Below are 14,305 nucleotides of genomic sequence, written 5' to 3'. Positions count from 1 at the left end.
AGTACTCCTCACAGAAAAAACGGACAAAAAAAAAGCGACCCAGTGTGTGCACACTGGGCCGCCGTCGGCTGTGGAACGCGAGGTCATCGCGTGGCGGGCCGTCCCGCCTTGATTCGGTTGCACACCTGCAAACAGGCGCGCATCGGTCGTTCGCTGCGCTTACTCGCTCAGGTTACGCCCGTGGAACAGCTCTTCGATCTCGCGCTTGAGCAGCGTTTCGATCTTCATGCGCTCCTTGAACGAAAGGTTCTTGGCACGCTCTTCGAACAGGTACTGATCCAGATCGAAGTCTTTCAGGTGCATCTTGGTGTGGAAGATGTTTTCCTGATAGACGTTCACGTCGAACATCTCGTAACGCGACTTCACGTTCTTGGCCAGGAAGTGCTGGATCGAGTTGATCTTGTGATCGATGTAATGCTTTTTGCCCTTCACGTCGCGCGTGAAGCCGCGTACGCGGTAGTCCATGATCACGATGTCTGATTCCAGACTCTCGATCAGGTAGTTCAGCGCCTTCAACGGCGAGATGACCCCGCACGTGGCGACGTCGATGTCGGCGCGGAAGGTGGCGATGCCTTCCTGCGGATGCGTTTCCGGATATGTATGGACCGTGATATGGCTCTTGTCCATATGAGCAACCACGGCATCGGAGATCAGCTCCTTGCCGGCCTGCTTCTTGTCGATCACCGGCTCTTCGGAGATCAGGATCGTCACCGATGCGCCCTGCGGATCGTAGTCCTGGCGTGCGATATTGAGGATGTTGGCACCGATGATCTCGGCCACATCGGTCAGGATCTGCGTCAGGCGATCGGCGTCGTACTGCTCATCGATATACTCGATGTAGCGCTGACGCTCTTCTTCGGTACGCGCATAACAGACGTCGTAGATGTTGAAGCTCAGCGCCTTGGTGAGGTTGTTGAACCCCTGTAGCCTCAGGCGAGGCAACGGCTTGACCACGTCGGTCTGTCCTTATGGAAAGCGGGAAAGGAGTCAATTATGAGCCAAAGATCCCAGCAACGAAATGCCGATGTTGAGAATGGTTTACCTTGCATGACTCATGCCGTTAAGCTTCAGGAATTACACGCGGAACTACCATGAGCCCAGGAAACACGACGGTTGTGACTACGACGGTACGTAACGCTACCCCTTCCCTGGCGCTGGACGCGGGCACCATCGAGCGTTTTCTGGCGCACAGCCACCGCAGGCGCTATCCGACCCGGACCGATGTGTTCCGGCCAGGAGACCCGGCCGGCACCCTCTACTACGTCATCAGCGGCTCGGTGAGCATCATTGCCGAGGAAGATGACGATCGTGAGTTGGTGCTGGGCTACTTCGGGAGCGGCGAGTTCGTCGGCGAGATGGGGTTGTTCATCGAATCCGATACCCGCGAAGTGATCCTGCGTACCCGCACCCAGTGCGAGTTGGCGGAGATCAGCTACGAGCGCCTGCAGCAGCTGTTCCAGACCAGCCTGTCGCCGGATGCACCGCGCATCCTGTACGCACTGGGTGTTCAGCTTTCAAAACGGCTGCTCGACACCACAAGGAAAGCCAGCCGCCTGGCCTTCCTGGACGTGACCGACCGCATCGTGCGCACCCTGCACGATCTGTCCAAGGAGCCCGAGGCGATGAGCCACCCGCAGGGCACGCAGCTGCGGGTGTCGCGACAGGAGCTGGCACGCCTGGTCGGGTGCTCGCGCGAAATGGCCGGCCGTGTGCTCAAGAAGCTGCAGGCCGACGGCCTGTTGCATGCACGCGGCAAGACCGTCGTGCTGTACGGCACGCGCTAAGACACCGCCAGCGATCCACGGTCGGTGCGGAGGTCGCACCGACCGTTGTTTCCAGAATGGCAAACCGGGCTGATGCAATCCAGCTGTAGCGGGCTGATGCTTGCGGCCCTTCACGCCGCTGCGCGGAGCTCGTGTCGAGTTGGTGCGCAGTGCGTACGTTGCGCGTCGTGAGTGGTGCAGGTCCAATGCAGTCTGTGCATCGCCGTGTGCTTGTGCTGGTGGCTGCGCTTTGGCCAGCACCGCGGTGGCTCTGACTGTCGCCACGACACGCTGGCGCTAGTGCTTGCGTCTGCTCAGTGCTTGCGCCTGTGCCTGAGGCCGTGCTGCATGACTTGCCGTCCCTCAGATGTGCATCGCGTCCCGCTGTTATAGAAACAAGCGGGCCTTAGAGCGCCTTGCCGCCGCGGTCGCGGCAACCCCAGTTGAGGATCGGCGTGCCTGCAGGCAGCACCTGGCGGAACAACGCTTCGCGATTGGCCTTGGGATTGACCACCACCGGGGCGCGGGCCGCCTTCAATAGCGGCAGGTCTGCGGTGCTGTCGGAATAGGCGATGGCAATGTCGGCGTAGCCGCGCTCGCGCAACATGCGCATCTTCTCTTCGTTGTGGCAGTGCCGCCGCGCGGTGACCGCACCCAGGCGCGGGCCGACCAGGCTGCCGATCACCGGTACATCCTGGTGGGCGACAAAGCCGAGAATGGCGCGTGCAAGCTCGGGCGGCGCCCCCGTGGCGACCACCACACGGTCGCCGGCGGCGCGGTGGTCGGTGAACACCTTCAAGGCGTGGGGCAGTAGGCGCTGCCGGATCTGCGCTTGATGCTTGAGCACGTAGGCGTCGATGAACCGGTTGAACTCGCGCGCGCGGTGCAGGCCGAACGTGGCGATCCAGACGTAGCCGGACACGCCGCGCCGGCGGGTGGGCAACATCGCCACCATCGGCCCCAGAATGGGCGATGCCAGCAGCGCTACCAGCAGGCGCAACGGGTTGCGCTTGATCAGCCAGGCGAACAGATGGCTGCCGGAATCGCCGTCGTACAACGTGTGGTCGAAGTCGAAGACCACCAGCGGTGCATCGTCGCGCGGTGCGGGAAACGACTCAGTCATGCGCGAAGAATAGCTGACGCAGCGACTCGCCGGGTTCGGGCGCGCGCATGAAGGTCTCGCCGACCAGAAACGCGTTCACGCCGTGGCTGCGCATCAGCTGCACGTCGGCATGGGTGACGATGCCGCTCTCGGTGACCAGGACGCGGTCGCGTGGTACCGCGGCGCGCATGTCCAGGGTGGTCTGCAGCGACACCTCGAAGGTGCGCAGGTTGCGGTTGTTGATGCCGATCAGCGGCACCGGCACCTGCACCGCGCGCTCGAGCTCGTCGATGTCGTGCACTTCCACCAGCACGTCCAGCCCCAGCTGCATGGCCAGACCGGACAGGTCGGCAAGCTGCGCATCCTCCAGTGCCGAGACGATCAGCAGGATGCAGTCGGCCCCCAGCGCGCGCGCCTCGTAGACCTGGTACGGGTCGACGGTGAAATCCTTGCGCAACACCGGCAGCGTGCAGGCCTCCCGCGCCTGGCGCAGGTAGGCATCGGCGCCCTGGAAGAAATCCACGTCGGTCAGCACCGACAGGCAGCTGGCGCCACCGAATTCGTAGCTGACCGCGATGTCGGCCGGGTGGAAGTCCGGGCGGATCACGCCCTTGGACGGGCTGGCCTTTTTCACCTCGGCGATCACCGCCGGGTCGCCGGCGGCGATGCTGGCCTGCATGGCGGCGGCAAAACCGCGCGTGGACGGCAGATCCGCGCTGCGCGCGACCAGCTCTGCCAATGGCACGCGCGCGCTGCGCTCGGCTACTTCGTCGGCCTTGCGGGCAAGGATGGTGTTGAGGATGTCGCTCATCGTATCGGGTCCTGGCGGGCGGGCATTATCGGTCAAGACGGCGACACCGCACCGTCGCTGCGCGCCCACCTGCACAGCAGGCCTGCGCACTGGTGAGGATGCCGCGGTGTGATGGCCGGCGCAGTGCTGGCAGGTACATGGTCAGGCCGATGCGGCGATCTGGCGGGTGAAGGCGACATAGCCGTCCAGCCGCGCGCGCGCCGAGCCATCGGCCAGCACCGCGCGGGCGCGCACGACGCCGTCTGCGATGCTCTCGGCCACACCGGCCACGTATAGCGCAGCGCCGGCGTTGAGCGCGACGATGTCCAGGGCCGGGCCGGGTACGTTGTCCAGCACCTGCAGCAGCATCGTGCGCGATTGCGCGGCATCGGCCACCTTGAGGTTGCGGCTGGCCGACATGGCGATGCCGAAGTCTTCCGGGTGCACTTCGTACTCGCGTACCTGGCCATCGCGCAGTTCGCCCACCAAGGTGCCGGCGCCGAGCGAAAGCTCGTCCATGCCATCGCGGCCCCACACCACCAGTGCGCGCTCGGCGCCCAGTTCCTGCAGCACACGCGCCTGGATGCCGACCAGATCCGGGTGGAACACGCCCATCAGGATGTTGGGCGAACCAGCGGGGTTGGTCAGCGGGCCGAGGATGTTGAAGATGGTGCGCACGCCCATTTCGCGACGCACCGGCGCCACCACCTTCATGGCCGGGTGATGCACCGGCGCATACATGAAGCCGATACCGGTGTGCGCCAGCGAGGCCGCCACCTGCTCGGGTTGAAGCTCGATCACTGCGCCCAGCGCTTCCAGTGCATCGGCACTGCCGGACTTGGACGACACGCTGCGGTTGCCATGCTTGGCCACCTTTGCGCCACCGGCCGCAGCCACGAACATCGCGCAGGTGGAAATATTGAAGGTGTGCGAGCCATCACCGCCGGTACCGACGATATCGACCATGTGCTCGCGATCGCTCACTTCTACGCGGCGCGAGAACTCGCGCATCACGGTAGCGGCGCCGGCGATCTCGCCGATGGTTTCCTTCTTGACCCGCAGCCCGGTGAGGATGGCGGCGACCATCATGTCCGACACCTCGCCACGCATGATCTGCCGCATCAGCTCGACCATTTCGTCGTGGAAGATTTCGCGGTGTTCGATGGTGCGCTGCAGGCCTTCTTGCGGTGTGATGGGCATGGGAACAACCGTGGCAGAACGTGATGGGTGGCTACGCAGGCGACGTGCGCCGCGCTCGATCAGTGTGGGAACGCGCGGAAGCTAGCAGATGTACCAGGGCGAAGCGGCTGCACCTGTGGCGATCATTGGCCTGGACGCTTCATGCGAAAGCGCGCCTGCGGCTGCACTTCGTAGTAATCGGCCGGCCCGCCTGCGCGCAGAATCGTCTGCACCGCGGCCGGGTCGTAGATGCCCTCGTGCAGTGCCGACGCCGCCAGATGCACGCCGACGACCTCGCCCAGCACCAACCAGGTCTCGATGGCGTGGCCGGTAGCGGTCTGCAGCGGCAGCAGCTGGCTGAGCCGGCATTCAAAGCTCACCGGGCTGGCGGCAACCCGTGGCGCAGCGATCAGGCGTGATGGCGCCATCTGCAGGCCGGCAAGATCGAATTCGTCGACATCGGAGGGCACCATCGCCGCGCTGGCGTTCATTGCTTCGGCCAGCGGGCGGGTCGCCAGGTTCCAGGTGAATTCGCCAGTGGCCTCGATATTGCGCAGGCTGTCCTTGCGACGGATGCTGGCAAAGCCGACGATCGGCGGCGTGTAGTTGAAGGCATTGAAGAAGCTGTACGGCGCCAGATTGGCAATGCCCTCGGCGCTGCGCGAGCCGATCCAGCCGATCGGTCGCGGGCCGACGATGGCATTGAACGGGTCATGTGGCAGACCGTGGCCCTGGGTCGGCTCATAGAAATGGACGTTGTCGTCGGGCTGGTTCATCGTGAAGCGATCTCTGGTGACTGCGACGCGCGCAGGCATTACTGGGTGGGAAAAGCGCTGGTTGCATGCGTCGGCGACCCCGTCCGCGAGCGGCGGCGCAGCGTCTCGTAGACAGCCGCGCTCCCCATTGGTGCGTGGATGCCGATGCAAGCTGCGCCGATGACGACCATGTGCGCGAGGACCATCGCGATCAACGCTGCAGAAAATTTTTCAGCAGTGCATGACCGTGCTGGGTCAGGATCGACTCGGGATGGAACTGCACGCCTTCCACCGGAAACTGGCGATGGCGCAGGCCCATGATCTCTTCCACCGAGCCGTCCGGATTTTCGGTCCAGGCGGTGACTTCCAGCGCGTCCGGCAGAGTGGTCTTGTCCACCACCAGCGAGTGATAGCGCGTGGCCTCGTAGCTGTCCGGCAGGCCGGCGAACACGCCCTTGCCTTCGTGGCGAATCGGCGAGGTCTTGCCGTGCATGATGTTGCCCGCACGGATCACATCGCCTCCATACACCTGACCGATGCTCTGGTGGCCCAGGCACACGCCCAGGATCGGCGTGGTCTGCCCCAGCTGTTCGATCAGCTGCAGCGAAATGCCGGCCTCGTTCGGCGTGCACGGACCGGGCGAGATCACGATGCGCTCGGGCCTGAGCGCGGCGATCTGGTCGACGCTCATCGCATCGTTGCGCACCACCGTCACCTCGGCGCCCAGCGCCTGCAGGTACTGCACAAGGTTGTAGGTGAAGCTGTCGTAGTTATCGAGCATGAGCAACATATCAGGCCTATCTATTTGTTTTTAAAAGGGACAAAGCCCGAAACCGCTCACTGATACCCGCTCTGACACCCGCAAACTTGTTTGATACCCGAGCTGCTGGGAGCGAGCAAAACCGGATCATATCTTCGCACGGGTTCGCTTGAGCTTTCGGAACTTCGCGAGTGACCCTCCCCGCGTTAGGCTCTCGCAGAACTGGAAAATTCGGCTTTGAGTGGGAAGCAAATTGGGCGGCGAACTCGCCCGGCGGGACATCGCCAACCGAAAAGTGCGCACGGAATTGTAATCGACCCTCCAGTTTTCGATCTTTTCACGGGCGTCGTTGAACGACAGGAACCGGTGCGCAGTGAGGCACTCGTCTCGGAAGCTGCCATTAACGATTCGATGAACGGGTTGTCGGTTGGTTTGCCGTGTCGGGAACAATCCATTTTCACGCCGTTGTCGTAAGCCCAGCGGTCCATACCATCGAGATAGACTCGCTGCCGTTCTCAGTCTGAATGGGCTGCAGCAGATCGCGTTGGTGACGCAAGCGTTCCATCACTGCCACCACTGTCTTCGCCCTTGAGTTGCTGATTCACTTCGATGACCAAGCTCTGCTTGGTGAAGTTGTCCACGACGGTCGGGGTCCGGAAGCGGCGTCCGTTGAACAAGGCGCCAGCAACAAGGTCCATGCTCCAAACCTGATTGGGATCCGGCAGCACAGTGCGTTCCAGGCGATGTGCCGCAGCCTTGCATCTGCGCTGACGTTTGCGCCGCAGGTTAAGGCCAGCTTGGCATTACAGCCGATACGTACGCTTGTGGTCGGCCGTCCAGCCTTCACGCCGCAACAGCACGTAAATCCGCCAGAAACCATGGCGGACCCGGACGGTCGCAATCTCTTCGATTCGTCGAAGGAGTGGCGCATCATCATTATCTCGAGGCTGGTAATCCCAAGCCGATCGACTCTGCTTAACGACCGCGCAAGCTCGACGAACCCCAACGCGATACCGGTCGACCAGATGGCCCACGAGCGTCTTGCGCTGCGTGGGCCTCAGAGCTTTTTTGACAACACGTCCTGCAACATCACCTTGTCCAGGCTCAGATCCGCGACTAGCTGCTTGAGCTTGCGGCTCTCTTCCTCAAGCTGGCGTAGCCGGCGCAGTTCGGCCACGCCGAGCCCGCCAAACTTCTTGCGCCACGTATAGAACGTGGCTTGGCGGATGCCTATCTTGCGGCAGATCTTCTCGACCGTCGTGCCGGTCTCGGCCTGCTTCAGGGCGAACGCGATCTGCTCTTCGGTAAACTTCGACTTCTTTATGGCGACGGGCCTGCTTGGGCCTGAATGTCGCCGAATTTCTAGTTCTGGCTGGTCTAAGCTACAGGGAGGAGGTCATTTTGGATGTCTGGACCAACCACAGCAACAGGTGCGCCACAACGGTTCCGAACCCTAAGAGCTCGTGATCAACGCAGTTCTTTTCATCAAACGGACAGTTCGAACTGCTCATCAGAGTCTCCTCTGCTGGTATCACGTTACTGGCCTCATGCACGCGCAGCTCACGCCATAAACGCTGTTGTGTGATAACGAACGGGCCCACCACCTCGACCAGCTCATCTAACCTGCCTCCCGGATGGAGGTGATCAGCGGTGATTCGTCGTCATCGTAGGTCAGATGAATCTGAGTTTTGGCACGTGTCACCCCAACGTAGAAGAGCCGAGCCGCTTCTGCCAATTGCTCATCGGTCTTGTCGTAGCTGCTGGGGAACACGCCGTTCTCCAGCCCGACCATGATGACCGCCTGGAACTCAAGCCCTTTCGAACTGTGTAGTGTCATGAGATTGACCTGGTCCGGACTCTTGCCCTGATTCCCGAATATTTCTACCGTGAATGTCTGCAAGGGCCCGCCCTCCGCTGCAGCCCTCATCAGTTCGTCCAGGTTATCCTTCTCATCGGCAAGACTAGGCTCCTGCTGGAGCAGTTCATCCAGTACTTCGCGACGCAAGGCTGAGAGCCATCGATGCAAGGGAAGCGCACCATCCCGCAGTGAGAACAGGGCCGCAATCAAACGCTTGCGTGCGCTCAGTAATTCGGAATCGCGCGGGATGGAGCGGCGCAATCGTCGCCAAGCTTTGAGCAGCAGAGAAAGAGGCACCGTCCCTGTCTGCCAGCCGCCAGCGCACCATCGCGATGCATCCGTGAGCCACTCGGTCAACCGAGTGCGCTTGATCGGCGAGCCGTTGTCGAGCCGGAAATACCGCAAGTCCAGGGCATCCGCAGCCTGCGCAATCAGTGTCCCCTCGTTAAGCGAGCGGTACAGTAGTGCGATATCCCCCGGGGTCCATGATGGATTAGAAGCAAGCAACGCCGGCACCAGCGTACCAAGTGCATAGTCCGCCTGCTCGCGGATGTTGCGCTCCAGACGGTGGATCAGGATTTCGCCGGCCCGCCCATCATGAGAACGAAACTCCGCAGGTTCCGGCAAAAGCGCCATGGAAGCAGCAATGATGCGGTCGGCGCATCGGTAATTCATCTTTAGCCGGATCGATTCGATCCGCGGGAGGCGAGCCAATGCTCGCAGCAAACTCGGCTTGGCACCGGTAAACCCATAAATGGACTGATCCGGGTCCCCAACGGCAACGATCCGAGTTCCCATCCTAAGCAAAGCCAACACAATTCGATGCAGGGGCAGGCCGAGATCCTGATACTCGTCAATCACGACCACCGGATACTTAGCCTGAATGGCACGTCGGACCCACTCGTGCTTCTCCACAAGTTGCAGGCCGGCAAGGACCAGACCATCGAAGTCGATCAGGCCATTCTGCAGAAGCAATGCTTCGTAGGCCTCAACCACCGCTGTTTCGCGAGCTGACCATGCGCGCCACTCGTCACTACCCTTGTCTGGGATTGTGCGCCGCAGCTTGTCGCAGGCCATGCGAAACCAATTCGGCACATTGCCCCCCAGCTGCTCGCGATAAGCATCGGCAAAGTACTTTCGCGCCTGCGCGGGTGACGCAACGATCAGCGGGTCCGGTACATCGATACCTGCCAGCGCGGCGTAGGGCGACACCAGTTCCGTCAGACAAAAGGAGTGCACGGTGGAGAGCAGAAGACGATCGCCGTCGTCCGCACCTAGCTTGTTCAGTCTTGATCGCAACTCGCCGACGCAGGCATTGCTATAGGTAATGCACGCGAGCCGGCGGGGGCTGTGCACGTCTTCAGTGAGCATGCGGGCGAGCTTGACGGTGATCGTCTTAGTCTTGCCGCTGCCAGGCCCAGCCAGAATGACGCAGTTCCCGGTCGATTGGTACGCGCGCCATTGATCCTCGTTCCCGCGCAAATCCTCCGCGGCTCTGAGATACGGGGGCGCGGTGGAGGTCATGCCAGTTTGGCCTTCAGATAGCTCAGCGCAGATTCGATGTATTCAGGACATACGTCGACATCCTCTTTCATCAATACCGCTGCCAGCCGCTGCGCCATGCGACCCTTGCCGATGGAGTCGATGTCCTTGAGGAATTGCGTGGGGGCGAGCGAATCAGGATCAGTCGCGAGGCTCGCGAAGCGTGCGTGCATCTTCTTGTTGGTGGTGAGTTCCTTGACGGCTGCCAGAAAATGGTCTTCTGCCCCGGCCTTGAAAACATCGATTTCAAACGTGAACTCGTTCAAGAAGACGCCGTACTGCGGCGCAAGTTTCAGTACCTCAGCATAGTTCGCCTCGTCCCAAACGTCGCTGTCCAGCAAGTGCTGCATGATCTGGTTGACAACACGATTCTTGCCATAGCTGTCTGTGACACCTGCATCATCGGGATCCGCATCCTCCTGACTCGCCTCTTCCTTTTTAGGATCGAAGTCCGTTAGCACCACGAACGGGATATCAAGCCCCTTTGGCCCTAGCAATTGGACGTAGGGAGCGAAGTTGGTTCCGGCGATGGAGCAGACGGTGATGCCCAACGCATCAAAATCCAAGCTCTCGTCATACAGCTTGGCCAGCGTCGGCAGCAAGAACTTTTCCGCATCGCCTTCCACCAGGATGACGCCCTTGGAGAAAAACAGTTCGCCGCGCGTGACGTCGATGTAACGTTCCAGATCCTCGCGGTCGCTGACATCGAGTTTAATCCCTTTGAGGGAGCGCCCGACTGTGTGCCCTTCACTGGCGATATGGCGCAGGACGACCACATTGGCGAGCGGCGCTACACTGGCTACATTCGGCGAATGCGTAGTGAGCAGAATACTGCGCGGCCCGGGCCCGGCTTGCGCGTCGTCACGCGCTTGCAAGTAGTTCCGATAGATAAGCCGCTGCAGATGAGGATGTAGGTGGGCCTCGGGCTCCTCTATCGCCAGAAAAGTGTGTTGACGCTCCCCCTCGTCCACCAAGTATTGATGTTCCAGATGCTTCAGCGCGAGATAAAGCACATTGGCAGACCCGAGACTGGCCTCTGCCACACCGCGCTTGCCACCGTCGATCATCATTTGCAGTGCGCGTATTAACCGGTCCGGCTCCGTAGGCGCGAAACCCAGTGCCGTTTCGACAGCATGCTTGTTTCCCACCATGGCGGTGAGCTGATCGTTGACCTGGCCCACAACCCCTGCGAGCTCAGGTAGCGCCGCAATCTTAGAAGTCGTCTTGTGAACCTCACCAGCGATCGCGCTGAGTGCTTTTGCATCGACCGTCTTTGCTGCACGATCCAGAAGGGGGCGTAGCGGAGAGCGCGTCCATCGCGCAAGGTCTGATTCAGCGTCACGCAGCGCCGGAAATAGGTCCAGCGGCATCCAGCGCCTCAGATCGTAGCCGACCGCATTGTCGGGCCGGCCTCCGCCAAACACGATGAATTCATAGTCTGCCTCGCTGCGCGGCGCACCTGCAAGCCCCGGCACGGGCTGGTAACGGTATGTGATTCGCGCCACCATTGGATCCGGACGTACGAGGTGATCCGCCAACACTGCCAGCAGATTTTCATCGTCTTCGAAACCTCGAAACTCGACCGACACTTCGATCACGTCCTCTGTCTTCAGCGGCCGCGGCAGTCCATCCCAGAAATCCTCAAGGCGCAGCCTGCGCGATGAGTCAGGAAGTGACGGATCAAGGATCAGTCGTAGTGCAAACAGCAGATTCGTCTTTCCGACCTTGTTTTCACCCAGAACTACGGCGTGCTCACCCAGGCGCACATCAAGAAATTTGAAATTTCTAAAATTTTTGACGACGATCCGACTCAATCGCATACGCACTCCTAGCTTCTTCGCCTAGCCATATCCATGAATTAAAGCGCGGAAAACTGTAATCGTCATCGATCCCAGGCTGATCTGACCGTGCTACTTAGTGGGGACGTCGAACTACAACGGAAAACAGCGACCCCCATGTGAGGGGCAACGCATTAGCGAGAGCCCTCGTCCGGCGACGTCCCAAGAATGATCTCTTCTTCGGAGAAGTTCAGGAGGTCAGGTTGGACCGAAAGTCCATCGACTTTAACTTTCTCTGGAAGACTGCGGAACACCGACGTCCCCCCGATTTTGAGTAGCGCCGCAGTTTGGAGTCCAATTCCCTACCCCGAGGAGATTGGACGTGAAGAAGCGCTTTACCGAGGAGCAGATCATTGGCTTCCTGCGCGAAGCCGAAGCGGGCATAGCGATCAAGAACGTATGCCGGCGGCATGGCTTCAGCGAGGCCTCGTACTATCTGTGGCGCAGCAAGTTCGGCGGGATGAGCATGCCCGATGCCAAGCGGCTCAAGGACCTTGAGTCAGAGAATGTGCGACTGAAGAAGTTGCTGGCCGAGCAGCTGTTCGAGAACGACCTGATCAAGGATGCACTGCGAAAAAAGTGGTGAGCGCATCGGCACGTCGTACGCTGGTGCGCGAGTGGATCGGGCGTGGTGCCAGCGAGCGACGTGCGTTGGCAGTGATCGGTATGAGCGCCAGTGCGCTGCGCTATCGCAGACCTCCAATTTGAGCTGGCATTGAATTGCGGGGAGTCGACAATTCGGCTCTGTCGCCGTATCCGCAGTACCGGTGCGAACGCGCGGGTTACGCTAGTTCTTTGGCCCCAACCCGATCGCGACCAACGCGGCGGACACCACGCAAGCGCACACGCTGCATCACTCAGCGATGTTGGCAGAAGCTCCGATAGGATGGTTGTCTGTTCAATCCCCACCAGGAAGCAAACGCAAGCGGATTATAATTTCTTCAGTTTTAACGAGACATCCCCGGATATAGCGCCTAATGGCGAGATTTGATGTTTTCCATCGTAGGGCCGGTCAAGTTCGACCCGGTAGCGTCGGAGAATGGCCGCGCATAAGATTTTAACTTCCATAGACGAAAATTGCGCGCCTATGCAGCGATGGGGGCCAGATCCGAAAGGCATGTAAATGTGCTTGTGTCGCCTATCTTCAGCCCTGTTTGGCGAGAACCGCTCAGGATCGAAGTGCGCCGGTTTATCCCAGTATTGGGGCAGGAAGCCTAACTGTCCTATGGACAGCGTTACTAGAGTTGCTGCTGGGATATCGTATGCCCCCAGTCGCGTAGACCGAAGAGAGGTTCTTTGCACAGATGGAGAAACCGGATACAGGCGTAACGTTTCTTTCCATACCCACTCTGTCGCAACCATCTCCGCAAGATCAACCAAGCTAAAATCCTCCGGCAAAAGCATGGCCTCTACTCGTAAACGTTCTTGCCATTCTTGATTGGTTGCGAGTAAATAAAACATGCTGGATAAGGCCAGTGCCGTAGTGTCGAAAGACGGAAATATGACTCCAAGAATCAGATCCACAAGCTCCCAGTCATCCCAGTCTTCAAGACGTTCGTCAATAGAACAGAGATAGCTGAGAAAATCGGCTCCTGGCTGCGCTCGTCTAGCGGGAATTAGCGAGAATATCTGATCGCGCAATGCCTTTCTGAGTTCGAGAGCTCTTCGGCGTTTAGGATTGAGGGAGGGGCTTTTTATTAACGAGACAAGTGCCTTCCAAAAAGCGTCCGTCGTATCCAGTATCAGGTTCGCATCTCGCTCATCGTAAATTCCAAGGAACAGACGCGCCGACAATTTTGAGAGAATATGCTTTATTTCTTGCTTGAATCCGACAGTGCTAAGCTGCTGCCAGCCGCCGATATCCTCATCGAAGCTTGAGTGAATAATTGAACTGTAGCCTTGTAGCGCTGTTCCGCTGAAGGCATGCTGCACCAGTTTTCGCGCGTTTTGGTGATGGTCGAAGTCTAGTCCCAGCAGATAGCGTCGCTTATATGGAGGAACGTCGAGGCTGAGGCCTTCAGTTATTTTTCCGATGGCCATGCCCGAGGACCATAACTTGTCTTCATTTCGAAAAATTTCGCCGATGATGTCGGGATTTGTGACGACGACTGTCTGATAGGGGCCAAGCCAATCGCGGTAAATGTCGCCGTAGGCTTCGCGTTGCTTTCTGAAATAATCAATGCCCTCACGTCGTATTGATATGGCGGTAGAAATGGCCGGGAAGATTCCCTTCCTCCCCGGAAGGTGAGATAACTTCTTTGAAAACTCTGGATAGGCTCTTGGTCGACCTGGATCGACAACTATCCCCCGCAATGATTCATCTATTACTTGACTATTAATGTCAGCCGGCCGCGAAGTAATATTCGTGTCAAAAACTTTCAATTTAGTAATCATTTTTTGATAAAAAATAGTGATAACTATTGAGTTTAAATTTGGTAGTTTTTTTCTAAAATTTGGGAACTTTTCCCGTGGCACCGCCTGAAAATATTCCGTTCGACCCCATCTTTCATCTGGGAAAAATCCGGTGCCAAGTAAGAAAAATTAGTGATGCACTTAGTTACCTTAACATTCGGTGTCCCGACCGCTCTGAATTGTCCCCGCGTCACCGAGCTAGGTGGTCAGCAGATCCCAAAATTGCAGAAACCTACGCACAAGGTGAAGTAGGTACAAGGGCTGCCTGAAGATGCAAATACAACACTTGAAGTAAGCAATGTCTTC

General features: G+C 59.3%; 10 protein-coding genes and 2 pseudogenes. 2 read left to right on the top strand and 10 right to left on the bottom strand.

The genetic code is table 11. From position 1 onward, the window contains the following. Positions 1-159 precede the first annotated feature (159 nt). Positions 160-954 carry an adenosylmethionine decarboxylase gene (gene speD, locus OZ10_RS10430; protein ID WP_005990692.1) on the bottom strand — a complete coding sequence of 265 codons (795 nt, stop codon included), beginning with the start codon at positions 952-954 and terminating at the stop codon, positions 160-162. Between the two features lie 137 nt (positions 955-1,091). On the opposite strand from speD, the gene crp reads away from it, so the two are divergent. Continuing rightward, complete coding sequence (gene crp / locus OZ10_RS10425; protein ID WP_029218612.1) at positions 1,092-1,784, top strand: cAMP-activated global transcriptional regulator CRP; 693 nt, start codon at positions 1,092-1,094, stop codon at positions 1,782-1,784. A 385-nt stretch (positions 1,785-2,169) separates the two neighbouring features. Here the strand turns inward: crp and OZ10_RS10420 are convergent, their stop codons facing one another. The 8 genes and pseudogenes from OZ10_RS10420 to OZ10_RS10385 all read right to left on the bottom strand — a co-directional run bounded on the left by OZ10_RS10420 (position 2,170) and on the right by OZ10_RS10385 (position 11,563). Further along, positions 2,170-2,886 carry a haloacid dehalogenase-like hydrolase gene (locus tag OZ10_RS10420; RefSeq protein ID WP_039413270.1) on the bottom strand — a complete coding sequence of 239 codons (717 nt, stop codon included), beginning with the start codon at positions 2,884-2,886 and terminating at the stop codon, positions 2,170-2,172. Continuing rightward, positions 2,879-3,676 carry an indole-3-glycerol phosphate synthase TrpC gene (gene trpC / locus OZ10_RS10415; RefSeq protein ID WP_039413273.1) on the bottom strand — a complete coding sequence of 266 codons (798 nt, stop codon included), beginning with the start codon at positions 3,674-3,676 and terminating at the stop codon, positions 2,879-2,881. Before trpC ends, OZ10_RS10420 begins: the two co-directional genes overlap by 8 nt. Positions 3,677-3,817: 141 nt before the next feature. Beyond that, a complete protein-coding gene (gene trpD, locus OZ10_RS10410; RefSeq protein ID WP_039564756.1) occupies positions 3,818-4,855 on the bottom strand; it encodes an anthranilate phosphoribosyltransferase in 1,038 nt (345 codons plus the stop codon). A 122-nt stretch (positions 4,856-4,977) separates the two neighbouring features. Beyond that, positions 4,978-5,610, bottom strand: a complete 633-nt coding sequence (locus OZ10_RS10405) for a flavin reductase family protein (protein WP_039413279.1) — start codon at positions 5,608-5,610, stop codon at positions 4,978-4,980. A 190-nt stretch (positions 5,611-5,800) separates the two neighbouring features. After that, positions 5,801-6,379, bottom strand: coding sequence for an anthranilate synthase component II (locus OZ10_RS10400; protein WP_039413282.1), 579 nt, complete (start codon positions 6,377-6,379; stop codon positions 5,801-5,803). A 205-nt stretch (positions 6,380-6,584) separates the two neighbouring features. Next, positions 6,585-7,673 (bottom strand): annotated as a pseudogene (locus OZ10_RS22860) (IS3 family transposase); the annotation flags it as partial. Positions 7,674-7,967: 294 nt separating this feature from the next. Beyond that, entirely contained in the window at positions 7,968-9,731 is a 1,764-nt protein-coding gene (locus OZ10_RS10390) for an ATP-dependent helicase (protein WP_039413288.1), read from the bottom strand. Continuing rightward, on the bottom strand, positions 9,728-11,563 hold the full coding sequence (locus OZ10_RS10385) for an ATP-dependent nuclease (RefSeq protein ID WP_202903000.1): 1,836 nt from the start codon (positions 11,561-11,563) through the stop codon (positions 9,728-9,730). Before OZ10_RS10385 ends, OZ10_RS10390 begins: the two co-directional genes overlap by 4 nt. A 346-nt stretch (positions 11,564-11,909) precedes the next feature. Here OZ10_RS10385 and OZ10_RS10380 point away from each other — a divergent pair. After that, a pseudogene (locus tag OZ10_RS10380) lies at positions 11,910-12,280 on the top strand (transposase); the annotation flags it as partial. Between the two features lie 237 nt (positions 12,281-12,517). Here the strand turns inward: OZ10_RS10380 and OZ10_RS21220 are convergent. Continuing rightward, positions 12,518-14,062, bottom strand: a complete 1,545-nt coding sequence (locus tag OZ10_RS21220; protein WP_236726972.1) for a cytochrome P450 — start codon at positions 14,060-14,062, stop codon at positions 12,518-12,520. Positions 14,063-14,305 lie beyond the last annotated feature (243 nt).

This window comes from Xanthomonas cannabis pv. cannabis (genome assembly GCF_000802365.1).
GTDB lineage: Bacteria > Pseudomonadota > Gammaproteobacteria > Xanthomonadales > Xanthomonadaceae > Xanthomonas > Xanthomonas cannabis.
Note: the sequence above shows the minus strand (reverse complement) of the source record. Positions and strands in the feature narration are given on the sequence as shown.